Raw genomic sequence first — 24,458 nt, forward strand, 5'->3', positions numbered from 1 at the left:
GCCCCGGGAGCCGCGTCCGCCGTGCGGATCGTACGATCGGAGGCGTGGCGGGTCAGGGGTACGGAGCGCGACGGCCGGCGGTCTTCTGCCTGCTGTCCCTGCTGCTCGCCCTGACGGGCCTCGTCGGCTGCGCGGGGACCGGGCCCGCCGCCCGGGCCGAGTCCCGGGAGATCCAGGCGCTCCTCGACGCGCACGCCAGGGCCCTCCTCGCCCGCGACGAGCCCGGCTACCGGGCCGCCCTCGACCCCGCCTACGCCCCGGCCGCCCTCACCGTCTACCGGCGGCTCGCGGTGGTCCCGCTCGACGGCTGGTCGTACGAGGTCACCGGCGTCGAGCGGACCGCCCCCGACCGGGTCACCGCCCGCGCCGAGCTCGGCCACCGGCTCAGGGGCCACGACCGGCGGCCCGTCACCGCCGCCCGGATCCTGGACCTCACCGAGCGCGGCGGACGCTGGTACGTGACCGGCGAGCGGCCCGCGGAGGGCGCGCCCCGGCAGCTGTGGGAGCAGGGGGACGTCACGGTCGTCCGGGGCGCCCGCTCGCTGGTCCTCGGCACCGGCCGGGACGGGGCGCGACTCCGGGAGGTCGCGGCGGCGGCCGACCGGGCGGTCCCCGCCGTCACCGGCGCCTGGCCCGAGGACTGGGCCCGCCGGGTGGTCGTCCTCGTCCCCGGCTCCCTGGACGCCATGGGGGAGCTCCTCGGGGCGCCGGGGGACTCCTACCGGGGGATAGCGGCCGTCACCACGGGCGAGACCAAGGGGGGCGCGGACGCCCCCGCCGACCGGGTGATCGTCAACCCCGACGCGTACGGGATGCTCGGCGACTTCGGCCGGCAGCTGGTCCTCACCCACGAGACCGTCCACGTCGCCACCCGTGCCCACACCACCCCGTCGACCCCGGTCTGGCTCTCCGAGGGCTTCGCGGACTGGATCGCCTACCGGGACGCGGACCGCACCCCCGCGCAGGCCGCCCCCGAGCTGCGCCGCGCGGTCCGGGACGGGGAGCCGCCCGCCCGGCTCCCCGAGGACGCCGACTTCGCCTTCGGCGGGGACGCGGAGGCCCTGGCGCGGGCCTACGAGGGCGGCTGGCTGGCCTGCGAGCTGATCGCGGAGCGCTGGGGCGAGGCGGAGCTCATCGCCTTCTACCGGGCGGTGGGCGCCCATCCGGGCCGGGAGGGCGCGGTGGAGAACGCGCTCCACGACGTCCTGGACACCACCCCGGAGGCCTTCACCGAGGACTGGCGCGCCTACGTGGCGGATCAGCTCGGCTGACCGGCCCGGCGGTCCAGCTCCTCCAGGGCCTCCGCCAGCCAGGCCTTCTCCGCCGTGCCCGTCGCGCGGGCGATCCGCAGCATCCCCCGGCGGAAGGGGTCGGGCTCGCGCTCGGCGCCGACCGGGGCCCCGTCCTCGTAGAAGAAGCTGGCCGGGACGTCCAGGAACGCCTGGCGGCGGCGGAGGACGGCCGCCTGGTCCGCCGGGTCGGGGAGGTGGCCGAGGAAGGCGAGCAGGGTGAAGAAGCGCTGGCCGTCGGTGATCTCGGCGTCCTTGGGGGCGCGCAGCCGGTCGAGCAGCTCCCGGCGGCCCTCCGGGGTGAGCGAGAGGGTCCGGCGCGGGGCGGCGCTCGCGCCCGGCTCCGTACGGCTGTCGACCAGGCCGTTCCTCACCAGGCGGGTGATGGCCGGGTAGAGGGCCCCGTCGCTGACCGGGCGGACGTGGCCGCTCAGGCCGTGGATGCGCTCCTTCAGCTCGTAGCCGTGCAGCGGCCTCTCGTACAGGAAGCCCAGGATCGACAGCTCCAGCACCGGGTCCCCCTTCTCGCTTGTCGTCGGACCGGCCGCCATGCTACCTCTTTTCGAGGTGCCTCTAACCGAGGTACATCGAAACGAGGGGGGATCTCATGGCGTCACATCGGCGCGCGCTCGTCCGGCTCGCCCGCCCGGTCTACTTCGAACTCCTCTCCGGAGTCGCCGCCGGGATCATCAACACCGTCTGGGTCGCCCGGCTCGGCGGGGCCGCCGTCGCCGCCGTCGCCCTCGCCACCAACGTCGAGAACCTGCTCCTCGGCGTCGTCCTCATGGCGGGCTCCGGCACCACCGTCCTCGTCGCCCGCGCCCGGGGCGCCGACGGCCCCGCCGCCGTCCGGTCCGCCGTCCGGGGCGGCGCCGCCCTCTGCGCCCTGCTCGTGCCGCCCGTCGCCCTCGGCGGACACCTGCTGCGCGAACCGCTCGCCGCCCTCCTGCTCGGCGGCCCCGGCCACCCCGCCCACGCCCCGGCCGCCGCCTACTTCGCGATCTCGCTCCCCGGCACGGCCGTCCTCTTCGCCACGAACGTCCTCGACGGGGTCCTCAAGGGCGCCGGCGACACCCGCACCCCCATGCGGCTCGCCTTCCTCGCCAACGGCCTGATCCTCGTCCTCGACCCGCTGCTCATCCACGCGTACGGAGTGCCGGGCGCCGCCCTCGCCACCGTGATCGGCCGGAGCACCGCCCTCGCCGTCGGCCTGGTCGTCCTGCGCCGCGAGCCGCTCCTGAAGGCCGCGCGGAGGGTACGGCCCGCCCTGCCGGTCCCCGCCGCGCTGCGCCGCACCGCCGCCACCGGCCTTCCCATGGCCGCCGACTTCACGGTCCGGATGGCGGGCGCCCTCGCCCTCGTCTCCGTCGTCGCCCGGCTCGGCGTCACCGAGACCGCCGCCTACGGCATCGCCACCAAGGCCATGTACGTCGCCACCATGGCCTTCTACGCCGTCCGGCAGGCCGCCGCCATCCACAGCGCCCACCTGCTCGGCGCGGGCCGCGACGAACGGCGGGCCGTCGGACGGCAGGCGCTGCTCCTGGGCACGGCCCTCGGCACGGCCGCCGCCGGGGTGTTCCTGCTCACCGCCGGACCCGTCGTACGGCTCCTCGGCGCCGGGCCCGGGGTGGCGGAGGCGGGCACGCTCTTCCTGCGCTGCCTCGGCCCGTACCTGATCCCGCTCGGCGGGTACATCGCGCTCGCCGGGGTCTTCGAGGGCACCCCCGCGAGCCCCTACCTCGCCCGGATCACCCTCGCGGGCGTCCTCGTCCAACTCCCGCTCGCGCACGCGCTCTCGGGCGCCGGACTCCCCGGGATCTGCCTGGCCATGGCTCTCGCCACGGCCGTCCAGTGCGTGGCCCTGGGCCTGCTGCACCGGCGCACCGCCGTCGCGGGGGCGTCCCCGCTCAGCGGAGCGAGCCCGACAGGGCCTTCTCGCGCTCCGGGCGCGCCGCCCGCGCGGGGACGGTCGCGGCGGCGGCGAGACGCGGCTCCGTGACCGTCTGCCGCCACAGGATCCGGCAGGCCAGGACGGCGGCGGCGACCAGCAGGCCGTTGCGGGTGAACAGCACCGCCATGCCCAGCGCGTCGCTCCGCGTCACGTGCCAGAACCACACCGGGAACTCGAACTGCGTCACCGCCGTCGCCCAGACCACCAGGTGCGCGGGCCGCTCCATCCGGCTCGACCGGAAGACCAGGCACACCGCCGCGAGACCGACCAGCCACAGCATGTACTGCGGGGAGAGCACCCGGCTCGTCAGCGTGAAGAGCAGCACCGCCACGAAGGCCGCGTCCGCCACCGTCGACGAGACGAACCGGCGCGCCCTGATCCGCCAGAGCAGCAGCCAGCCGAAGGCGCCGATCGTCACCGCCATCGCGGCCGTCGACACCGCCGGGACGTACGGGCCGAGGAACTCCATCGAGCCGTAGTTCATCCGCACCTCGCCCTCCCAGCCGAAGTGCCGCAGCACGTGGAAGACCGTCGCGCCCAGGGACTCCACCTCGGTGCCCCGGTCCCGCTGGAAGGAGAGGAAGGACAGCGCCCCCGGCTTCCACAGCACGCAGAGCAGCAGCACCCCGGCCGCCGCGCCCGCCGCCGCCGACCAGGAGCGGAGCGTCGCCCGCCCCTTCGGGGTGCCCACGAGCACCAGCGCCGGCCACATCTTCAGGACCGTCCCGAAACCGGCGAGCGCGCCCAGCACCCGGGGGCTCCGGCCGGCCGCGAGGAGCCCCGCCACCGCGACGGCGGTCACCATCACGTCGTACCGGGCGTACGCGGTCGGGCCGAGCAGCGCCACGCCCGCCAGCCAGATCCAGGCGCCCCGGAACGTCCGGCCCGCCCGGCGGCCCGTGTACAGGAGGAGCCCGAAGACCAGCGCGTCGCAGAGCAGGGCCAGGACGAAGAAGGCGGCCGAGTAGCCGAGGAACGGCAGCAGGTCGGGGGCCAGCATCACGAACGCCGCTGCCGGCGGGTACTGCCAGGTGACGTCGTCCAGCGGATAGGTGCCGTCCCGCAGCACCTCGTACCAGCCCCGGTAGATGTTCTCGACGTCGTACGCGATGTCCGGCCCCGGAACCTCCACGACGTCGAACACGCAGAGCAGGAGGAGGACCCGGGTGAGGCTCCAGAGGCCGACGGGAAGCCACAGGCCCGTGCGCGGGCCCTTCCCCACTGCGCCCGTCGTCACTGACTCGTCCTCGTCCGGTCGGCCCGCTCGCGCGGGGGAGTGGTGGTGCCGGGCTGCGGGTGCGATCGCGTACTGTCGGCCACGATGCACAAGACCCTGATCGTAACCAACGACTTCCCGCCGCGTCCCGGGGGAATCCAGGCCTTCCTGCACAACATGGCCCTCCGCCTGGACCCCGAACGAGTCGTGGTCTACGCCTCCACCTGGAAGCGCGGCCGCGAAGGGGCCGAGGCGACGGCCGCGTTCGACGCCGAACAGCCCTTCACCGTCGTCCGGGACCGCACCACGATGCTGCTGCCCACCCCCCGGGTCACCGCCCGCGCCACCGCGCTGCTGCGCGAACACGGCTGCGCGTCCGTGTGGTTCGGCGCCGCCGCCCCGCTCGGCCTGATGGCCCCCGCCCTGCGCCGGGCCGGCGCCCGGCGCCTGGTCGCCACCACCCACGGCCACGAGGCGGGCTGGGCCCAACTGCCCGCCGCCCGGCAGCTGCTGCGCCGCATCGGCGAGGGCACCGACACGATCACCTACCTCGGCGAGTACACCCGCTCCCGGATCGCCTCGGCCCTCACCCCCGCCGCCGCAGGCCGGATGGTCCAGCTCCCGCCCGGCGTCGACGAGAAGACCTTCCACCCCGGCTCCGGCGGCGACGGGGTCCGCGCCCGCCTCGGGCTCAGCGACCGGCCCGTCGTCGTCTGCGTCTCCCGGCTCGTCCCCCGCAAGGGCCAGGACACCCTGATCAGGGCCCTGCCGGGCATCCTGCGCCGGGTCCCGGACGCCGTCCTCCTGATCGTCGGCGGCGGCCCGTACGAGAAGGACCTGCACCGCCTCGCCGCCGAGACGGGCGTGGCCGGATCCGTACGCTTCACCGGCGCCGTCCCCTGGGCCGAACTGCCCGCCCACTACGGGGCCGGGGACGTCTTCGCCATGCCCTGCCGCACCCGGCGCGGCGGCCTCGACGTCGAGGGCCTCGGCATCGTCTACCTGGAGGCCTCCGCCACCGGCCTGCCCGTCGTCGCGGGCGACTCCGGCGGCGCCCCCGACGCCGTCCTCGACGGCGAGACGGGCTGGGTCGTGCGCGGCGACTCCCCGGAGGAGACCGCCGACCGCGTCACCACCCTCCTCCTCGACCCCGAACTCCGCGCCCGCATGGGCGAACGCGGCCGGGCCTGGGTCGAGGAGAAGTGGCGCTGGGACCTGCTCGCGGAGCGGCTGCGCGAGCTGCTCTGAGCCGCGCGCACGAAGGAGGCCCCGGACGGACCGTCCGGGGCCTCCTTCGCGCGCGTACCGGGATCAGCCCCGGTAGATCGCCTCGATCTCGTCGGCGAAGTCCTTCGCCACCACGTTCCGCTTCAGCTTCAGGGACGGGGTGATGTGCCCCGCCTCCTCCGTGAACTGGGCCGGAAGCACACGGAACTTGCGGACCGACTCCGCCTTGGACACCGCCGCGTTGCCGTCGTCGATCGCCCGCTGGACCTCCGCCAGGAGCTCCGCGTCGTCGCGCAGGGACGCCGCCGTCGCCCCGGCCGGCTTGCCGTGCTCGGCCGCCCAGCGGCCGAGGAACTCCTCGTCCAGGGTGACGAGCGCGCCCACGAACGGACGCCCGTCGCCGACCACCATGCACTCGGCGACCAGCGCGTGCGCCCGGATCCGGTCCTCGATGACCGCCGGGGCGACGTTCTTGCCGCCCGCCGTCACCAGGATCTCCTTCTTCCGGCCGGTGATCGCCAGGTAGCCGTCCTCGTCGAGCGTGCCGATGTCGCCCGTGTGGAACCAGCCGTCGGCCAGCGCCTCGGCCGTCGCCGCCTCGTTGTTCCAGTACCGCGAGAAGACGTGCTCGCCGTGCAGCAGCACCTCGCCGTCGTCGGCGATCCGCACCACCGAGCCCGGCAGCGGCTGCCCGACCGTGCCGATCTTCTGCCGGTCCCACGGGTTGAACGCGGTCGCCGCGCACGACTCCGTCAGGCCGTAGCCCTCCAGGACGGTGAAGCCGATGCCCCGGAAGAAGTGGCCGAGCCGCTCGCCCAGCGGCGCGCCGCCCGAGATCGCGTACTCGCCGCGCCCGCCGAGCACCGCCCGCAGCTTGCCGAAGACCAGCTTGTCGAAGACCTTGTGCTTCAGCTTCAGACCGAGGGACGGGCCCTGCGGGGTGCCGAGCGCCCGGCTGTACGCGATGGCCGTCTGCGCGGCCCTGTCGAAGATCTTGCCCTTGCCGTCGGCCTGCGCCTTCGCCCGCGCCGAGTTGTAGACCTTCTCGAAGACCCGGGGCACGCCCAGGATCAGCGTCGGCCGGAACGAGGCCAGCTCGTCCGTGAGGTTCTTGATGTCCGGGACGCAGCCCAGCCGGATCGGCGCCATCACGGACGCCACCTCGACGAGCCGCCCGAAGACGTGCGCGGCCGGCAGGAACAGCAGCACCGAGCACTCGCCCGTGCGGAAGAGGGGCTTCAGCCGCTCGACCACGTTGCCGCACTCGGCGAAGAACGCCCGGTGGGTCAGGACGCAGCCCTTGGGGCGGCCCGTGGTGCCCGAGGTGTAGACGATCGTCGCCGGGTCGTCCGCGTTCGCCGCCGACATCCGCTCGTCGAGCAGCTCGTCGGAGACCCCGGCCCCCTCGGCGGTGAGGCGCGCGACGGCGTCGTCCTCGATCCGCCACACGTTCCTCAGCTCCGGCAGGTCCGCCCGGACCGAGGCCACCGACTCCTCGTGCGCCGCGCTCTCCACCAGGACGGCGCTCGCGCCCGAGTCGCCCAGGATCCACTGGATCTGCTCCGGCGAGCTGGTCTCGTACACCGGCACGGTCACGCCGCCCGCGCTCCAGATCGCGAAGTCGAGGAGCACCCACTCGTACCGCGTGCGGGAGAGCAGCGCGACCCGGTCGCCCGGCTCCACCCCCGCCGCGATCAGACCCTTGGCGACCCCCCGGACCTCGGCGAGGAACGCGGTGGCGGTGACGTCCGTCCAGACGCCGTCGACCTTGCGCCCCATCACGGCGACGTCTGGGTGCTGGGAGGCGTTGCGGCGGATGAGATCCGTCAGGTTGCCGTCCGTGGGGACCTCGTACAGGGCCGGAAGGCTGAACTCGCGCAAGACTGCTGCTCCTCATCGGGCGCCGGCGCCACGGCTCTGTGTGATGCACCGGTGTAGTCCATATTCGGTCAGGTGCTCAGTGGGGGTGAGCACGACTGGACTGCCCGGACGTTACCCATCAGTACATGGTTCCCGATAGGGGGTCCCGGCCAGATGTTCCGTGCGTCACACACGCATGACGGTGCTCCGTGAACAGTAGTCCACCCGTTTCCCGACTCGGAAGTAACCGCAGGTAGGGCGGCCGGGAGGCAGTCCACGACCGGTTTCCCGGACCGGCCGTCGGGGCGCCCCCTAAGGTGGCTCCATGCGAGTCCATGTGGTCAGTGACGTGCACGGCAACGCCGGGGACCTCGCCCGGGCCGGGGAGGGCGCCGACGCCCTGATATGCCTCGGGGACCTGGTCCTCTTCCTCGACTACGCCGACCACAGCCGGGGCATCTTCCCCGACCTCTTCGGCGTCGAGAACGCCGACCGGCTCGTCGAGCTGCGCACCGCCCGCCGCTTCGACGAGGCCCGCGACCTGGGCCGACGCCTCTGGGCCGAGCTCGGCATCGACCGCACCGCCGCCATCGAGGCCGCCGTGCGCCGCCAGTACGCCGAACTCTTCGCCGCCTTCCCCACCCCGACGTACGCCACCTACGGGAACGTGGACATCCCCCGCTTCTGGCCCGAGTTCGCCCGGCCCGGGACCACCGTCCTCGACGGCGAGCGGATCGAGCTCGGCGGACTCGTCTTCGGCTTCGTCGGCGGCGGCCTGCGCACCCCGATGCGCACGCCGTACGAGATCTCCGACGAGGAGTACGCGGCGAAGGTCGAGGCGCTCGGCGAGGTCGACGTCCTCTGCTCCCACATCCCGCCGGAGGTCCCGGACCTCACCTACGACACGGTGGCCCGCCGCTTCGAGCGCGGCAGCCGGGCCCTGCTCGACGCGATCCGGCGCACCCGGCCGCGCTACGCGCTCTTCGGCCACGTCCACCAGCCGCTGGCCCGGCGGATGCGGGTGGGCGCGACCGAGTGCGTCAACGTCGGCCACTTCGCCTCGACCGGCAGGCCCTTCGCCCTGGAGTGGTGATCCCGCGCCTTCCCGTGGCGGGGCCGGGACCCCGGGCGCGATAGCCTGCCACCGGCACGCCCGTGCCCCCCGACTTCCGCCGGACCGCACAGTGGAGGAGCCACCGCGATGGCCGAACACACCAGCTCGAGCATCACCGTCGAGGCGGCGCCGGCCGACGTCATGGGCGTGATCGCCGACTTCGCCCGCTACCCCGAGTGGACGGGCGAGGTGAAGGAGGCCGAGGTCCTGGAGGAGGACGCCGCCGGCCGCGCGGAGAAGGTCCGGCTGCTCCTCGACGCGGGCGCGATCAAGGACGACCACACCCTCGCGTACACCTGGACCGGCGCCGACGAGGTCAGCTGGACCCTGGTCAAGTCCCAGATGCTCCGCTCCCTCGACGGCTCCTACCGCCTGACCCCGCTCGACGGCGGCCGCCGCACCGAGGTCACCTACCAGCTCACCGTCGATGTCAAGATCCCCATGCTCGGCATGATCAAGCGCAAGGCCGAGAAGGTCATCATCGACCGCGCCCTGGCGGGCCTGAAGAAGCGCGTGGAATCCGGAGCGTAGTCGCTGCGCGGCGGGGCGGGGTACGGCGCTGGGAGTACGTCCCCCGGCCACGTGCGGTCCCTGACGCCGGGCGGGCCCGGAGGTGTACCGCCTGCGGCGGGCCTCGGGCCTGTGCCGCCTGTGGCGGTGGGCGGGTCCGGAAGGCGTGCCGCCTCCGGCGGGCCTCGGGTCCGTCCGTCTGCGGCGATGGGCGTGTCCTGGGGCGGGGCCTGCCCCGGGACGTGTGCCGCCTCCGGCGGGCCGGGGCCCGTGCGCCTGCGGCGACGGGTGTTTCTTCCACCCCGGACGGGCCCGGACCCGTGTGTCGCCCACGACGACCGGTGGGCGCTGCTCTCGACGCCGGGCGACCCGGGCGGGGGGCACGACTTCCCGGTTCCGGGCGGACCCGAACTCCTTCCGGGGCGCGGCGGCGGGCGTTCCCTTCGTCCCGCCGGGTCCGGGAGTGGGCGCAGTCCGTCCCCGATGCCGGGCCACCCCTTCGGCGACCGGCGGGTCCGGCCCCAGGCCGGTAGGAGGGGTCCCGCCCCGGGCCACCGGAAACCGCTTCGCCGGAGGCGGGTAGCGTCCTCCACATGCGGATCATCCTTGTCACCGGCCTCGGCGGCGCCGGGCGCACCACCGTCGCCGCCGCGACCGCTCTCGCCGGGGCGCGGGCCGGGCGGCGGGTGCTGCTCGTCTCCGAGGACGCCGGGCGGCTGCCGGAGGACGGGAACCTGCGGGTCCTGCGGCCCGAGCCCGCCGCCGACTTCCGGCGCGAGTTCCTCGCCCTCCAGGCCCGCTCCGGCGTCGCCCTCGACCTGCTCGGCGCCGCGCCCTTCGAGGACGCCGAGCTGACCGAGCTGCCCGGCAGCCGCTCCTTCGCCCTGCTGCGGGCCCTGCGCGAGGCCGCCTCCGGCGACCACGAGCTCGCCGTCGTCGACCTGCCCCCACTCCCCGAGGCCCTCGCCGTCCTCGCGCTGCCCGAGCAGCTCCGCCGCTACCTGAGCCGGCTCCTGCCCCAGGAGCGCCAGGCCGCCCGCGCCCTGCGCCCGATGCTCGCCCAGCTCGCCGGGGTCCCCATGCCCGCGCAGTGGCTGTACGAGACCACCGCCCGCTGGGAGGCCGAACTCGCCGCCGTCCAGGCCGTCGTGGAGGCCCCCGCCACCACCGTCCGGCTCGTCCTCGAACCCGGACCCGCCGCCACCCGCGCCCTGCGCACCGCCCGCCTCGGCCTCGCCCTCCACCGCCTGGCCCTCGACGCCGTCGTCGCCAACCGGCTCCTCCCCGTCGGCTCCGAGGACCCCTGGCTCGCCGGACTGACCGCCGAACAGCACCGGCACCTGGCGGAGCTCCGTACCGGCACCGGCGTGCTCCACGAGCTCCCGCACCTCGGCCGCGCCCCGCGCGGGGCCGACGACCTCGCCCTCCTCGCCCCCGCCGAGGGCGAGCCCGCGCCCGTCCCCGGGTGGACCGTCGAGGACCGGCGAGAGGAGGACGGCGTCCTCGTCTGGCACCTCCCCCTGCCCGGCGCCGTCAAGGAGGAGCTCTCCCTCGTCCGGCGCGGCGACGAGCTGCTCCTGACCGCCGGACCCTTCCGCCGCAACCTCCCCCTCCCCGGCGCCCTGCGCCGCTGCACCGTCACCGGCGCCGGCCTCGTCGACGGCGACCTCCGCGTCCGCTTCACCCCCGACCCGGGACTCTGGCCCCGCACTCCCTAGTGCCCGTGTACCGTCGAAGTACCAGCCGACTGAGGAGTGCGCCATGAGCGATTCGGACGCCTGGGCCAAGGCGTGCGCCGAGGACCTGGAGGCGGAGAAGGCCCGTCGCAGGGCCGAGCGCGGGGCCGGGCCCGGATCGGCCGCCGAGGAGTTCCGCAAGCTCTTCGACGCCGTCGCGGGCAAGGTCTCCGAGGGCTTCGGGAACCCGCTCCTCGCGGGCCAGGCCGCGCGGACCGTCCAGCAGCTCGTCGACCAGGCGAAGGCCGCCGTCGAGCCCGTCGTCGAGCGCAATCCGCAGGTCTTCGACCACCTCGCCGCCGCCGGCGGTGAACTCCTCGCCGCCTACCGCTCCGCCGTCGAGGGCCACGAGACCCGCTGGACCCGGGGAGAGCCCCCCGCGCAAGAGCCCCCGAAGCCGCCCCGCGAGGACGGCGAAGGGCCCGGAACCGGCCAGCACATCGACCTGGATTGATCAGGACGCGCCTCCCCCTCGGGTACGGTGGGCCCTAGCGGGGCTCGACCGAAAACTGAGGGACACATGGGACTCACCATCGGCGTCGACATCGGCGGCACGAAGATCGCGGCCGGCGTGGTCGACGAGGAGGGCAACATCCTCGACACGCACAAGGTGCCCACCCCGCCGACCCCCGAGGGCATCGTCGACGCGATCAGCACGGCGGTCTCCCAGGCCGGCAAGGGCCACGCGATCGAGGCCGTGGGCATCGGCGCCGCCGGCTACGTCGACGACAAGCGCGCCACCGTCCTCTTCGCGCCGAACATCGACTGGCGGCACGAGCCGCTCAAGGACAAGGTCGAGCAGCGCGTCGGCCTCCCCGTCGTCGTCGAGAACGACGCCAACGCCGCCGCCTGGGGCGAGTACCGCTTCGGCGCCGGCCAGGGCCACGAGGACGTCATCTGCATCACCCTCGGCACCGGCCTCGGCGGCGGCATCATCATCGGCAACAAGCTGCGCCGCGGCCGCTTCGGCGTGGCCGCCGAATTCGGCCACATCCGGGTCGTCCCCGACGGCCTGCTCTGCGGCTGCGGCAGCCAGGGCTGCTGGGAGCAGTACGCCTCCGGGCGCGCCCTCGTCCGGTACGCCCGGCAGCGCGCCAACGCCACCCCGGAGAACGCCGAGGTCCTGCTGAGCCTCGGCGACGGCACCCCCGAGGGCATCGAGGGCCGTCACGTCAGCCAGGCCGCCCGCGCCGGCGACCCGGTCGCCGTCGACTCCTTCCGGGAGCTGGCCCGCTGGGCCGGCGCCGGCCTCGCCGACCTGGCCTCGCTCTTCGACCCCTCGGCGTTCATCGTCGGCGGCGGCGTCTCGGACGAGGGCGACCTCGTCCTCGACCCGATCCGCAAGTCCTTCCGGCGCTGGCTGATCGGCGGCCAGTGGCGCCCGCACGCCCAGGTCCTCGCCGCCCAGCTCGGCAACAAGGCCGGCCTGGTCGGCGCGGCGGACCTGGCCCGCCAGGGCTGACACCCGCACGAAGCGCCTGCACCCGCCCGTACTCGCCCGTACGAAGGCTTGTGCAGGCCGTACGACGACCGCCCGCCGCGTCCCCCCGGACCCGGCGGGCGGTCGTCGTATGTTGACCCCCATGGCGATCACCGAACTGCCCAACTCCCGCACCGAGGACGACGGTTCGGCCGTCCTCCGGGTCCTGAGCTACAACGTCCGCTCGATGCGCGACGACGAGGACGCCCTCGCCCGGGTCATCCGGGCCTGCGAACCGGACGTCGTCTTCGTCCAGGAGGCCCCGCGCTTCTTCCGCTGGCGCAAGCACGCCGCCCGGCTCGCCGCCAAGAGCGACCTCGTCGTCCTGAGCGGCGGCGCCACCGCTGCGGGACCGCTGCTGCTCTGCTCCCTGCGGGCCACCGTGGAACGCACCGAGGGCGTGCTGCTCCCGCTCACCCCCGGGCTGCACCGCCGGGGCCTGGCGACGGCGGTCGTCCGCTTCGCCGGGGCCCGGGTCGGGCTGATCAGCTGCCACCTGAGCCTGCGGAAGGACGAGCGGTACGCCCAGGCCGGTCTGGTCCTCGACCGGGTCGCCGCCCTCGGCACCCCGCACGTCCTCGTCGGCGGCGACCTCAACGAACGGCCCGGCGGCCCCGCCTTCACCCGGCTCACCGGGGAGCTCAGGGACGGCTGGGCCGCGGCCCCGTGGGGCGGCGAGTACACCTCGATCCCCGAGGACCCCCACCAGCGCATCGACGCGGTCCTGGCCACCCCGGGCGTCGAGTTCCTCGGCTGCGGGGTCCCGACCGGCCTGGACCCCGCCGACCTGAGGGCCGCCACGGACCACCTGCCGGTCCTCGCGGCGGTCCGCGTACCCGTCCCCTAGGGGACCCCCTGCACGGAGGGGACCCCCGCATGGAGGGGACCCCTACACGACTACACGACCGCCCCGCGCCCCGGGTCGTCGAAGCCGTCCTCGTCGTCGTCGTGCTTCATGCGCGCGACCAGGGTCGCGAAGCCGCCCAGGAAGCCGCCCACGCAGAGCGTCGTCAGCCACCAGGTCATGTCCCACTGGAGCAGGACGGCCAGGAGCAGCAGGACCGGACCGCCGATCACGCCGAGCCAGGCGAACTTGGCCGCCGCGTCCGCCTCCGGCAGCGGGGGCGGCTCCGGCGGCACGAAGTGGCCCTCCTCGGAGCCCTCCGGGCCGTCCTCGGGCTCGGCGGGGGAGAAGTCCCGGGGGCCGGCGGGCCGCACTCCGGGCGCGAACACGATCGAGCCGCCGAGCGCCGGCTTCTCCGGACCGTCCCCGTCCGCCTCGGGCCCGTCGCCCGCCTCCGGCTTCCCGTCCGTCCCGGGCCCGTCGTCCGGCCCCGGCCTCCCGGTCGTCCTCGGCTTCCAGACCGCGTCCGGCTTCCCGCTCGCCTTCGGGGCGGCCGGGCCCCCGGTCCCGTCCCCGTCGTCGGGGTCCTCGGGCTCCGGCAGCGACAGGTTCTCGATCGGCCGGAACGGCCTCGTCCCCGGGGGGTCCGCGGGCTCCTCGCCGTACCCGGCGACGATCGCGGCCCAGGCCGCCTCCTCGTCGATGGGCTGCGGCTCCCGGTCTCCGCCGTCCTGCTGATCAGCCACCGCTCCTGCTCCCCTTCCCGCCGACCGGTTCCGGCGCGAGGCGCTCGACGAAGGCCCGGCTCTCGTCGAAGATGCGCTCCGCGTCATGGTCCAACGTCGCCACGTGGTAGCTCTGTTCCAGCAGGACCTCACGGACGTCCGTCGAGGAGACCCGGCTCAGGATCCTGGCCGAGTCGGCCGGCGGCACCACGTGGTCCTGGGGGCTGTGCAGCAGTACGAGCGGCTGCGTGACCTGCGGCAGCTCCCCGTCGACCGTACGGAAGAACTGGCGCAGGGAGTGCGCCGAGTGCAGCGGCACCCGGTCGTAGCCGACCTCGGTCACGCCCTCCTTGGCGATGTCGTTGGCGACGCCCTTCGTGGTGGGGACCAGGTGCCGGACGACCGGCAGCGCGTGCGCGGCCACGCCGTGCACCTTGTTCCCCGGATTGACCAGGACGAGCCCCCGCACCGCGTCCCCGTGCCGGGCGGCGAGCCGCAGCGCGAGGGCCCCGCCCATGGAGAGGCCGAAGACGAAGACGGTCGAGCACCGCTCCCGCAGCTCGCGCAGCGCCCGGTCGACCTCGGCGTACCAGTCGTGCCAGGTGGTGAGCCGCATGTCCTGCCAGCGGGTGCCGTGCCCCGGCAGGAGCGGCACCGACACCGACAGACCGCGCTCGGCCAGGTACTCGGCCCACGGGCGCATCGACTGCGGGGAACCGGTGAATCCGTGACAGAGAAGGACGCCGACCTCTCCGCCCTCATGGCGGTACGGCTCGGCTCCGGGAAGGACCGGCACCGGGGTCTCCTGTTCGCTCGGCTTCGCGTTCGCCCCCGGACGCGTCCCCGGGGGCGCCCTCGCGTGCGCCTCCGGTGCGCCGAAGCGACGGAAAATGGGGAAGGACCTTCACCGTACGCGACCGGACCGACACCGACCAGGGCCGTAGCGGGGGGGCGTACGCCGGTACGGGATAAAGTCGTGGCCGACGGCACACGGAAGGCATGGCGAGTTGATCTACGGCGCAATGAAGTTCTCCCTCGGCGGCTCTTTGAAGATCGCCTTCCGGCCCTGGGTGGAGGGTCTGGAGAACGTTCCCGCCGACGGGCCCGCCATCCTGGCGAGCAACCACCTGTCCTTCTCGGACTCCTTCTTCCTGCCGGCCGTGCTCGACCGCAAGGTCACCTTCATCGCCAAGGCGGAGTACTTCACCTCGCCGGGGGTGAAGGGCAAGCTGACCGCCGCCTTCTTCAAGGGCGTCGGCCAGCTCCCGGTGGACCGTTCGGGTGCCCGGGGCGCCGGCGAGGCGGCCATCAAGGCGGGCATCGAGGTCATCGAGGGCGGCGGCCTCTTCGGCATCTACCCCGAGGGCACGCGCTCGCCGGACGGACGCCTGTACCGGGGCAAGCCCGGCGGCCTGGCGCGGGTCGCCCTGGCCACCGGCGCGCCCGTGATCCCGGTCGCGATGATCGACACCGAGAAGATCCAGCCGCCCGGCAAGCTGGTCCCCAAGCTGATGCGCCCGGGGATCCGGATCGGCAAGCCGCTGGACTTCACCCGCTACCGTGGCATGGAGGGGGACCGCTTCATCCTCCGCTCGGTGACGGACGAGGTCATGTACGAGATCATGAAGCTCTCCGGCCAGGAGTACGTCGACATCTACGCGACCGCCGCCAAGCGGCAGATCGCGGAGGCGGAGAAGGCGGCCAAGGAGGCGGTGAAGGCGGAGATCGCCGCCCGCGAGGAATCGGGGGCGTAGCCCCCTGGCCCCACGGCGACGACGGGCCCCGCCCCGAAGCCGAAGCCCCGCCCCGACGAGGACCGCGAGAAGCCCCCGCCGAGAGAGCCGGGCCGGAGCGGAGGCCGCCCCGCGAGGTCCCGGGCCCGGGCCGTGAGAAGCCGCTTGCCGGGAGACTCGGGCCGGAGCGGGAGCCGCCCCGAGAGGGCGGGGGAGTGGGGAGTACGCCCCACGAAGGGTCGAGGGCGGGGGAAAGCCGCCCGCGAGGGCCCGGGGCGGGGGAGAATCGTCCCGCCGGGGAGCCGGAGACAGGGGAAAGCCGCCCGCCAAGGGCCCCGGCGGAAAAGTCGCTCCGCGAGGGGCCGGAGCGGGGGCCCGCCCCCAGCGGGGAGTACACCCCGCGAAGGAGCCGGAGGCAGGGAAAGCCGACCCGTGAGGGGCTCGGGGCGGGGGAGAATCGTCCCGCTGGAGGCCCGGAGGCGGGGAGAGCCGCCTCGCCGGGGGGCCGGAGCGGGGGAGAATCGTCCCGCTGAAGGTCCGGAGGCGGGGAGAGCCGCCTTGCCGGGGGGCCGGAGCGGGAGAATCGTTCCGCCGTGAAGGCGGGGGCGGGGACCGTTCGTGCAGGATTCGGGGCGGGAGAATCGTCCCGGGAAGCAGCCGGGGCGGAGGGAACCGTGTCGGTGGGGGTGGGGGAGAGATGGCCAAGCGCGAACGCGTCGTGCGGATGTCGGTCGAGCAGCCGCTGTGGCGCGCGCTGACCGGCTACCGCGTCTTGACCATGGTCTACGCCGTCCTGATCTTCGTCTTCGGCCGGGACCGGTACGAGCGGCCCTGGGTCGGCGTCGTCTACCTGGCGGTGATGTGCGTCTGGACCCTCGCCACCCTCCCCAAGGTGGCGAACGCGGCCGGCTGCACCAAGCGCTTCCTCGTCGCCGACCTCACCGTCGCCCTCACCGGCATCCTCCTCACCCCGCTCGCCGACGCCCACGCCCAGTCGGTCGACGGCCCCACCCTGCCGTCCATATGGACCGCCGGCTCCGTCCTCGCGTTCGCCATCAAGGGCGGCTGGCGCTGGGCCGGCATCGCCTCCTCCCTCGTCGCCGTCGCCAACATCGTCGAGCGCGGCCACCCCAGCCGGGACACCATCCACAACGTGATCCTCGTCTGGGTCGCCTCCATCGCCATCGGATACGTCGTCGAGGTCGCCCGCGCCTCCGAGCGCACCCTCGCCCGCGCCCTGGAGATCGAGGCCGCCACCCGGGAGCGGGAGCGGCTCGCCCGCGACATCCACGACGGCGTCCTCCAGGTCCTCGCGATGGTCCAGCGGCGCGGCACCGCGCTCGGCGGCGAGGCCGCCGACCTCGGCAGGATGGCGGGCGAGCAGGAGGTGGCCCTGCGCACCCTGGTGGCGGGCGGGCTCAACCGGCCCAGCCTGGTCTCCGAGGACGAGTCCGAGGGGGCCGTGGTCCGGGTCGTGGAGGTGGACGACGAGGCCGACGCCTCCACCCCCGTCGACCTGCGCGTCCTGATCGCCCCGCGCGCCGGGTCCCGGGTCACCCTCTCCGAGCCCGGCGCCCCCGTCCTGCTCCCGCCGCCCGCCGCCCGCGAGCTGGCCGCGGCCGTCGGCGCCGCCCTGGACAATGTGAGGGTGCACGCGGGCGAGGACGCCCACGCCTGGATCCTGATCGAGGACTGGCCCGACGAGGTGATCGTCACCGTCCGGGACGACGGACCCGGCATCCCGGAGGGCCGTCTCGCGCAGGCGGAGGGCGAGGGCAGGATGGGCGTCGCGCTCTCCATCCGGGGGAGGCTGCGGGACCTGGGCGGCAGCGCCGAGGTCGTCTCGGTCCCCGGGCAGGGCACGGAAGTCGAGTTGAAGGTCCCACGGGGTAAGGCGGAGAAGCAGTGAGCGAGCAGCCGATCAGAGTCATGGTCGTCGACGACCACCCGATGTGGCGGGACGCGGTCGCCCGCGACCTCGCCGAGGCGGGCTTCGACGTGGTCGCCACCGCGGGCGACGGCGAGCAGGCCGTCCGGCGCGCGGCGGCCGCCGCCCCCGACGTCCTCGTCCTGGACCTGAACCTGCCGGTCAAGCCCGGCGTCCAGGTCTGCAAGGAGCTCGTCGGCGCCCGCCCCGAGCTGAGGGTCCTCGTCCTCTCGGCGAGCGGCGAGCACGCCGACGTCCTGGAGGCGGTCAAGTCCGGCGCCACCGGCTACCTCCTCAAGTCCGCCAGTACGGAGGAGCTGATCGACGCGGTCCGGCGCACGGCCGTCGGCGACCCCGTCTTCACCCCCGGCCTTGCCGGTCTGGTCCTCGGCGAGTACCGCCGGCTGGCCTCCGAGCCCGCCCCGGTCAGCGGCACCGACGAGCCGAAGGCCCCCCAGCTGACCGAGCGCGAGACCGAGGTCCTGCGGCTCGTCGCCAAGGGCCTCAGCTACAAGCAGATCGCCGAGCGCCTGGTCATCTCGCACCGCACGGTGCAGAACCACGTCCAGAACACCCTCGGCAAGCTCCAGCTGCACAACCGGGTGGAACTCGTCCGGTACGCCATCGAGCGCGGCCTCGACGAGGCCTAGCCCCCGTCGTCCGACGGGCCGGGGCCGGGGCGAAGCCGTATATTCGCGCTGACAGGACACAGGCACCGGCATCCGGCCCGTCACCGCACCGAGGGGTATGCGTGGAAATCCTGGCATTCGGCGTGCAGGCGGACGAGAAGCCCCTCATCGAGCGGGCCTTCGAGGGGTACCACGACGTCCACTGCCTGGACGTCTTCCTCACCGAGGACACCGCCCGCATCGCGGCCGGCTACGAGATCGTCTCCACCAGCGTCAACGCCGTCCTGGACCACCGCGTCCTGCAGATCCTCGCCGCCGGCGGGACGCAGATGATCGCCCAGCGCTCCACCGGCTTCAACAACATCGACCTGGAGGTCGCCGAGCGCCTCGGCCTCACCGTCGCCCGGGTGTCGTACTACTCGCCGTACTCGGTCGCGGAGTTCGCCTGGACCCTCGCCATGGCCGTCAACCGCCGGATCGTCCGCGCGTCCAACCGGACCCGGGACTTCGACTTCCGGCTCGACGGGCTGATGGGCCGCGACCTGCGGGGACGGACCGTCGGCGTCCTCGGCACCGGCAAGATCGGGGAGGCCTTCACCCGGATCGCCCACGGCTTCGGGATGAAGCTCCTCGGCTGGGACGTCGCCGAGAACCCGGCCTGCGTCGACCTCGGCATGAGGTACGTGGAGAAGGAGCGGCTCTTCGCGGAGTCGGACCTGATCAGCCTCCACGTGCCGCTGCTCCCCGCCACCCGGCACGTCGTCGACGCCACCGCCCTGAAGGCGATGAAGGACGACGCCATCCTGGTGAACTCCAGCCGCGGCGGCCTCGTCGACACCGACGCCCTGGTCACCGAGCTCCGCGCGGGCCGCTTCACCGGCGTCGGCCTGGACGTGTACGAGGCGGAGGCCGGGCTGTTCTTCCTCGACAAGTCCCTGGAGGTGGTCGAGGACGACACCCTGGCCCGCCTGGTCACCTTCCCGAACGTGGTGGTCACCTCCCACCAGGCGTACTACACCGAGGACGCCGTCGGCCAGATCGTGGACACCACCCTCCGCAACGTCCTGGACCACATCGCGGGCCGCCGCAGCGAGAACGTCCTGGTCCCCAGGACCGGATGACCCGGCGGCCGGGTCCCGGGGACCAGGGCCTCAGACCAGCACGCCCGCGAGGAGCGAGGCCGTCAGGGCCGCGCCCTCCGTCGTCAGGACCGACTCGGGGTGGAACTGCACCCCGGTGAAGCCGGGCCCGCGCAGGGCGTGCACCTCGCCCGTCCCCGGGTCGCGGCTCACCTCGATCCGGTGCAGCGCCAGCTCCTCGGCCGCCCGGTCGTCGCAGCGGGCGGTGAAGCTGTTGTAGAAGCCGACCGTCCGCTCCTGCCCGAAGAGGTCGATCCGCACCTGGGCGCCCTGGAACGGCACCCGCTTGCGGACGATCTCCAGGCCCAGCTCGGCGGCGATCAGCTCGTGCCCCAGGCACACCCCGAGCAGGCCGTGCCGGTGGTCCCGGACCAGCTCGGCGGTCAGACCGCGCAGGAACCGCATCTTCGCGTCGGCCGCGTCGGAGGGGTCGCCGGGCCCGGGACCGAGTACGACCGGCCCCTCGTGCGCGAGCGCCAGCTCCCGCAGCCCCGGCTCGTCGTACCGCAGCACCGACACCTCCAGGCCGGAGGAGCGCAGCACGTGCGCCAGCATCGCCGTGAAGGTGTCCTCGGCGTCGACCACGAGCGCGTGCCCGGACAGCTCGGCGGACCGCACCTGCATCTTCAGCCAGAACGGCGCCAGGTCCGCCCGGCGGGCGTCGAGCGCGGCCCGTACGCGGGGATCGTCGGCCAGCCGGGGAGCGACGGGCCCCTCCGCCGCCGGCCGGCCCTCCCGCACGCCGAGCGCGGTCAGGATCCCGGCCGCCTTGGCGTGGGTCTCGGCCACCTCGCCCGCCGGGTCCGAGTGCCGCACCAGGGTCGCGCCCACCGGCACCCGCAGCCGCCCGTCGGCGGCGATGTCGGCCGTACGGATCAGGATGGGGGAGTCGAGCGTCTGCGCGCCGGACCCGTCCGTGCCGAGCAGGGCGAGGGCGCCCGCGTAGTAGCCGCGCCCGCCGCTCTCGTGGCGCTCGATCACCCGGCAGGCGTTCTGCACCGGCGACCCGGTGACGGTCGCCGCGAACATCGTCTCCCGCAGCACCTCCCGCACGTCCAGGGACGACCGGCCGCGCAGCTCGTACTCGGTGTGCGCGAGGTGCGCCATCTCCTTCAGACGCGGGCCGATCACCACCCCGCCCCGGTCGCCCACCGTGCACATCATCTTCAGCTCCTCGTCCACCACCATGGACAGCTCCTCGGTCTCCTTGCGGTCGCCGAGGAAGGCGAGCAGGTCCTCCGGGGTGGGGGCGGCACCGGCCGGGTAGCGGTACGTGCCGCTGATCGGGTTCATCACGACCGTCCCGCCCGCCATCCGGACGTGCGCCTCGGGGCTCGCCCCGACCAGGGTCCGCTCCCCGGTGTGCACCACGAACGTCCAGTACGCGCCCCGCTCGCCCGCCAGCAGCCGCCGGAACAGGGCGAGCGCGTCGGCGCGCCCGAAGCCCGGGACCTCCCCGGTGTAGGTGCGCCGGATCACGAAGTTCGCGCCCTCGCCGGAGCCGATCTCCTCGTCGATCACCCGCCGCACGGTCTCCGCGTACTCCTCGTCGGAGACGTCGAACCCGCCGCCCTCGACCCGCACCTCGTGCGCGGGGAGCCGCTCCAGGACCTCGGCGAGCGGCAGTTCGTGGGCCTCGTCGGCGACGAGCACGGAGAGCGGGGTGCCGTCGTCGCGCACGTCGAAGCCGCGCTCCCGGATCTGCCGGAAGGGCACGAGCGCGAGCGTCGGCAGCGGGCCCACCGGCAGCTCCGCGAGGCGCCCGGCCTCGTGGACCCGGCCGATCAGCACCTCGACGGTGTCGTGGTCGCGGCCCGGGGTGCGCCTGCGCAGCAGGGCGAAGGGAGGGCAGGAGTCGTCGAGCAGACGGGAGAGGTCCATGGGGTCGGTCGTTCCTTCCGTGGGGGTGCGGAGAGGAACGGCCCCGGATACGGGAAAGGCCGCCCCTCGGGCGGCCTTCGCGTGTGTCGGTGTACGCGCAGTCAGTGGGCCGCCGGATGAGCGGTCCACCACCAGTCCTGGTTCAGGGGCGCGTACATGCGAGCACTGTAGCCCAGCCGGAACGGGAAAGGGGCCCGGTCCACACCGCGGACGGTGCGGACCGGGCCCCCGAGCGGTCCCGCGGTCCGGTCAGAAGACCGTGTTGTAGGCCTGCCAGCCGCCGCTGATCCTGACGCGCGCGGTGTACGGCGAGGTGGCGTTGCCCGTGCCCCGGTACAGCCACAGGTCGCCGGCGGCGTCGCGGCCGACGAAGTCGACCTTGCCGTCCCCGGTGAGGTCGCTCGGCCCGACGACGCTGTTGTAGATCTGCCAGCCGGTGCCGACCTTGAGGCGCGCGGCGTACGGGGCGGCGGCGTCGCCGGTGCCCCGGTACAGCCACAGCACGCCTGCGGTGTCGCGGCCGATGAAGTCGGGCTTGCCGTCCCCGCTGAGGTCGCCGGTGCTGATGATGCCGTTGTAGATCTGCCAGCCCGTGCCGATCCGCTCCCGGGGGGCGAACGGCGTCGCCGGGGTGCCGGTGCCCCTGTACAGCCACAGGACGCCGGACTTCTCGCGGGCGAGCAGGTCCGGCTTGCCGTCCCCGGTCAGGTCGCGGATGCCGACGACGGTGTCGTAGACGTGCCAGCCGCCGCCGACCCGCAGCCGGGCCTTGAACGGCGCCGACGGGTTGCCGCTGCCCTGGTAGTACCAGAGCACGCCGCCCGGCTCCCGGGCCACGGCGTCCCCGGTGCCGTCGGCCCGCAGGGCCGTCAGCGGGGTGATCGCGTCGTAGGCCTGCCAGCCGCCGCCGACCCGGTACCGGGTCAGGAACGGGGTGGTGGCGTCACCGGTGCCCTGGTGCTGCCAGAGGACGCCGGAGGCGTCGCGGGTGAGCAGGTTGTAGCGGTTGTCGGAGGCGACGGGGGCCGTGCCGGGGGCCTCGGCGACCTCGCTCTGCTTCACCCAGACGATCTTGTGGTGGAAGCGGATCGGCACGTACGCGACGGAGCCGACGACGTTCTTCTGCTCGGTGCCGAACCAGTCGTCGCCCACGACGGCGGGACCGGCCTTGACGTAGGCCTGGCCGGCGGCGAACGAGAACTTCGTCAGCGGGTCGTTCTCGTCGCCCGGCGGCTTCAGGTTCGCCGCGGTGTAGGCGGCGGTCTCCGGGAAGGAGCGGCCGAAGACCTTGACCGAGGACAGGCCCGCCTTGACCTTCACGGTCGTGGCACCCGCCACCGGCACGGTGTACTGGCCGCCGGGGTTCTGGAACCAGGCCTTCTTGCCCGCGTACCAGATCGCCGTCCAGTCGGCCTGGGCCTCGGCCACGACGTAGAGGCCGCCGGCGCGGACCTTGTTGCCGTAGTTCGAGCCCTCGGTCCACAGGGAGCTGAAGTACGGGTCGGTCAGCGTCGCCGCGCTCGTCGAGGGCGACGCGTACAGGTAGCCGAAGTTGGACGGGCGGTCCGGGACGGCCTTGCCGCCCGTGGACAGCTTCGGCTGGTTCGCCGTGGTGAACGGCGGCACCACACGGACCACCTGGCCGGCCCGGAGCGGAGCGCCCGCGCCCTTGTCGCCCTGCGGGGCGCCCAGGAGGGACATGTAGTAGTTCCAGTCCCAGTACGGGCCCGCGTCCCAGTGCAGGCTGCTGAGGCGGTTGTCCGTCTGGAGCGCCACCTCGTCGTGCCCGATGATGTGCTCGCGGTCGATCGGCACGCCGTACTTCTGCGCCAGGAACTTCACCAGCTCCGCGGAGGAACGGTACTGCGGCTCGGTGTACCAGCTCCCCTCCTTGATGGCGTAGCCCTCGTGCTCCACGCCGATGGAGTGCATGTTGTGCGTCCAGTTGCCCGCGTGCCACGCCAGCTGCTTGTTCTCCAGCATCTGGGTGACCTGGCCGTCCTGGGCCCGGATCAGGTAGTGGGCGCTGCCCGCCCCCTTGGGGTTGGTGAGCGCGTCGAGCGAGCCCTGGTAGGGGCCCTCGGTGTCGTGGATGACGATCTGGCGGATGTCCAGGCCCTGGTTCGGGCGGTCGCCGAGGGTGTAATTGCGCGCGCCGCCGGGGTCCGTGCGGACCGGCACGAAGTCGCAGTTCAGACCCGAGGGGCACTCGGGGGTCGGGACCGCCGCCGTGCTCGCGAAGCTGGCCGCCAGCGGCACGTTCGACGGCTTGACCGGCTCGGCCGACGGGTCGGCCGGCAGGGCGACGGACTCGCCGTCGAGGGTGAGGGCCCGCTCGCCCTTCCTGATCGACTCGAAGACGCGCTTCGCGAAGAGGTCGGCGCCCTTCTTCTTCGGGGACTGGCTGTAGCGCGCCACGGCCGGGTACCAGTCGCCCGGCTCGTCGGACAGCTCGGCACCCGCCCGCTTCTGGTACTCGGCGAGCAGCGCCGCACCGGCCCGGACGGAGGCGCCCGTGTCGTTCTGGACGGTCTCGGTGGAGCTGCCGATCAGCCCGGCGGCCTCGTCCAGGGTGTGGAGCCGGGGGTCGTCGGTGTCGACGAGCGCCTTCTCCAGGATCCGCCGGACCTCCGCGCGGTCGAACTTCTTCTCGATCTCCGGCCGGCCGGAGCCGTTGAAGTGGTCGATCTGCTCGTCGGTGACCTTCTGCGCCACGTCCCCGGGCTCGACCTTCGTGAGACCCATCACGTTGTACGCGCCGGTCGTGCTCGGCTCGCCGTCGTGGGACTCCCAGCGGGTCTGCTGGTACGACACCGCCATCAGCACGCTCTGCGGCACGCCGAACTCCCGCGCGGCGCTCGCGAACTGCTCCTGGAGGGAGGCGTCCCGGCCCGGCTTGTCGTCGCCCGCCGAGCCCAGGAGGTTCGGGGAGGCGACCGCGAGGGTGCCGATCGCGGCCGTGGCGGCGACCGCGGCCACGGTTCCGTACAGGAGGCGTTTCCTCTTGCGGTCCCTGCGATGTCCCTGTGCCACGCCCACCCCTGTGTTCAGCTGTGTTCGACAATGTTGTCGAGGTTGTCGAGAAACGGGCCCGAGGGTAACACTCCTCGCCGTCATCAAGATCAGCGGCCGACATTCCGGGCACTCGTCTCAGCCACTGGTCGGTGGGACAGGACCGGACGAAGAACCCCGTAATG

General features: G+C 74.0%; 21 protein-coding genes. 13 read left to right on the forward strand and 8 right to left on the reverse strand.

Translation table 11 applies throughout. The annotated features are described in order from the left end of the window. The first annotated feature begins 44 nt into the window (after positions 1-44). Positions 45-1,271, forward strand: a complete 1,227-nt coding sequence (locus ACIQVI_RS11175) for a hypothetical protein (RefSeq protein WP_403593891.1) — start codon at positions 45-47, stop codon at positions 1,269-1,271. Here the strand turns inward: ACIQVI_RS11175 and ACIQVI_RS11180 are convergent. After that, positions 1,259-1,801, reverse strand: coding sequence for a PadR family transcriptional regulator (locus ACIQVI_RS11180; protein WP_403594533.1), 543 nt, complete (start codon positions 1,799-1,801; stop codon positions 1,259-1,261). The genes ACIQVI_RS11175 and ACIQVI_RS11180 overlap by 13 nt on opposite strands. A gap of 95 nt (positions 1,802-1,896) precedes the next feature. Here ACIQVI_RS11180 and ACIQVI_RS11185 point away from each other — a divergent pair, with 95 nt between their 5' ends. Next, positions 1,897-3,288, forward strand: a complete 1,392-nt coding sequence (locus tag ACIQVI_RS11185; protein ID WP_403593894.1) for an MATE family efflux transporter — start codon at positions 1,897-1,899, stop codon at positions 3,286-3,288. Here ACIQVI_RS11185 and ACIQVI_RS11190 read toward each other — a convergent pair. Then, positions 3,197-4,477: a glycosyltransferase 87 family protein gene (locus tag ACIQVI_RS11190; protein ID WP_403593897.1), complete on the reverse strand. Its 1,281-nt coding sequence runs from the start codon at positions 4,475-4,477 to the stop codon at positions 3,197-3,199. The genes ACIQVI_RS11185 and ACIQVI_RS11190 overlap by 92 nt on opposite strands. A gap of 84 nt (positions 4,478-4,561) precedes the next feature. Here ACIQVI_RS11190 and ACIQVI_RS11195 point away from each other — a divergent pair, with 84 nt between their 5' ends. After that, complete coding sequence (locus ACIQVI_RS11195; RefSeq protein ID WP_403593900.1) at positions 4,562-5,704, forward strand: glycosyltransferase family 4 protein; 1,143 nt, start codon at positions 4,562-4,564, stop codon at positions 5,702-5,704. A gap of 63 nt (positions 5,705-5,767) precedes the next feature. Here ACIQVI_RS11195 and ACIQVI_RS11200 read toward each other — a convergent pair whose 3' ends face one another. Beyond that, positions 5,768-7,564 carry an AMP-dependent synthetase/ligase gene (locus ACIQVI_RS11200; RefSeq protein ID WP_403593903.1) on the reverse strand — a complete coding sequence of 599 codons (1,797 nt, stop codon included), beginning with the start codon at positions 7,562-7,564 and terminating at the stop codon, positions 5,768-5,770. Between the two features lie 316 nt (positions 7,565-7,880). Here ACIQVI_RS11200 and ACIQVI_RS11205 point away from each other — a divergent pair, with 316 nt between their 5' ends. The 6 genes from ACIQVI_RS11205 to ACIQVI_RS11230 all read left to right on the forward strand — a co-directional run bounded on the left by ACIQVI_RS11205 (position 7,881) and on the right by ACIQVI_RS11230 (position 13,230). Continuing rightward, a complete protein-coding gene (locus tag ACIQVI_RS11205) occupies positions 7,881-8,636 on the forward strand; it encodes a metallophosphoesterase (RefSeq protein ID WP_403594536.1) in 756 nt (251 codons plus the stop codon). Between the two features lie 108 nt (positions 8,637-8,744). Beyond that, positions 8,745-9,188: an SRPBCC family protein gene (locus ACIQVI_RS11210; RefSeq protein WP_403593905.1), complete on the forward strand. Its 444-nt coding sequence runs from the start codon at positions 8,745-8,747 to the stop codon at positions 9,186-9,188. A gap of 572 nt (positions 9,189-9,760) precedes the next feature. Beyond that, positions 9,761-10,885, forward strand: a complete 1,125-nt coding sequence (locus tag ACIQVI_RS11215; RefSeq protein ID WP_403593908.1) for an ArsA family ATPase — start codon at positions 9,761-9,763, stop codon at positions 10,883-10,885. A 43-nt stretch (positions 10,886-10,928) separates the two neighbouring features. Further along, positions 10,929-11,357: a DUF5304 domain-containing protein gene (locus tag ACIQVI_RS11220; protein WP_403593911.1), complete on the forward strand. Its 429-nt coding sequence runs from the start codon at positions 10,929-10,931 to the stop codon at positions 11,355-11,357. Positions 11,358-11,423: 66 nt separating this feature from the next. Beyond that, the gene (locus ACIQVI_RS11225; RefSeq protein WP_351970031.1) at positions 11,424-12,365 is read left to right on the forward strand and encodes an ROK family glucokinase; all 942 of its coding nucleotides are present in this window, start codon (positions 11,424-11,426) and stop codon (positions 12,363-12,365) included. Between the two features lie 121 nt (positions 12,366-12,486). Then, a complete protein-coding gene (locus tag ACIQVI_RS11230; protein WP_403593915.1) occupies positions 12,487-13,230 on the forward strand; it encodes an endonuclease/exonuclease/phosphatase family protein in 744 nt (247 codons plus the stop codon). Positions 13,231-13,280: 50 nt separating this feature from the next. On the opposite strand, the gene ACIQVI_RS11235 is transcribed toward ACIQVI_RS11230, so the two are convergent. Both ACIQVI_RS11235 and ACIQVI_RS11240 read right to left on the reverse strand, forming a co-directional pair. After that, complete coding sequence (locus ACIQVI_RS11235; RefSeq protein WP_403593917.1) at positions 13,281-13,973, reverse strand: hypothetical protein; 693 nt, start codon at positions 13,971-13,973, stop codon at positions 13,281-13,283. Next, positions 13,966-14,748 carry an alpha/beta fold hydrolase gene (locus tag ACIQVI_RS11240; protein WP_351970028.1) on the reverse strand — a complete coding sequence of 261 codons (783 nt, stop codon included), beginning with the start codon at positions 14,746-14,748 and terminating at the stop codon, positions 13,966-13,968. The genes ACIQVI_RS11235 and ACIQVI_RS11240 overlap by 8 nt, the downstream gene beginning before the upstream one ends. 211 nt (positions 14,749-14,959) lie before the next feature. On the opposite strand from ACIQVI_RS11240, the gene ACIQVI_RS11245 reads away from it, so the two are divergent. The 4 genes from ACIQVI_RS11245 (at position 14,960) to ACIQVI_RS11260 (ending at position 19,362) form a co-directional block, all read left to right on the forward strand. Then, positions 14,960-15,706, forward strand: a complete 747-nt coding sequence (locus tag ACIQVI_RS11245) for a lysophospholipid acyltransferase family protein (RefSeq protein ID WP_403593921.1) — start codon at positions 14,960-14,962, stop codon at positions 15,704-15,706. 676 nt (positions 15,707-16,382) lie between these two features. Further along, positions 16,383-17,594 (forward strand): MacS family sensor histidine kinase, encoded by a 1,212-nt coding sequence (macS, locus tag ACIQVI_RS11250; protein WP_403593924.1) that lies wholly within the window; start codon positions 16,383-16,385, stop codon positions 17,592-17,594. Beyond that, positions 17,591-18,262 carry a response regulator transcription factor gene (locus ACIQVI_RS11255; RefSeq protein ID WP_240449841.1) on the forward strand — a complete coding sequence of 224 codons (672 nt, stop codon included), beginning with the start codon at positions 17,591-17,593 and terminating at the stop codon, positions 18,260-18,262. The genes macS and ACIQVI_RS11255 overlap by 4 nt, the downstream gene beginning before the upstream one ends. A gap of 101 nt (positions 18,263-18,363) precedes the next feature. After that, positions 18,364-19,362, forward strand: coding sequence for a 2-hydroxyacid dehydrogenase (locus ACIQVI_RS11260; RefSeq protein WP_403593927.1), 999 nt, complete (start codon positions 18,364-18,366; stop codon positions 19,360-19,362). Between the two features lie 30 nt (positions 19,363-19,392). Here ACIQVI_RS11260 and ACIQVI_RS11265 read toward each other — a convergent pair whose 3' ends face one another. The 3 genes from ACIQVI_RS11265 to ACIQVI_RS11275 form a co-directional block, all read right to left on the reverse strand. After that, the gene (locus tag ACIQVI_RS11265; protein ID WP_403593930.1) at positions 19,393-21,261 is read right to left on the reverse strand and encodes an anthranilate synthase family protein; all 1,869 of its coding nucleotides are present in this window, start codon (positions 21,259-21,261) and stop codon (positions 19,393-19,395) included. Positions 21,262-21,362: 101 nt separating this feature from the next. Continuing rightward, entirely contained in the window at positions 21,363-21,419 is a 57-nt protein-coding gene (locus tag ACIQVI_RS11270; protein WP_351970036.1) for a trp operon leader peptide, read from the reverse strand. A 91-nt stretch (positions 21,420-21,510) separates the two neighbouring features. Further along, a complete protein-coding gene (locus ACIQVI_RS11275; protein WP_403593933.1) occupies positions 21,511-24,294 on the reverse strand; it encodes an N-acetylmuramoyl-L-alanine amidase in 2,784 nt (927 codons plus the stop codon). Positions 24,295-24,458 lie beyond the last annotated feature (164 nt).

Origin of the sequence: Streptomyces sp. NPDC098101, from assembly GCF_044760185.1 — a bacterium.
In the GTDB taxonomy this organism is placed as follows: Bacteria; Actinomycetota; Actinomycetes; order Streptomycetales; family Streptomycetaceae; genus Streptomyces.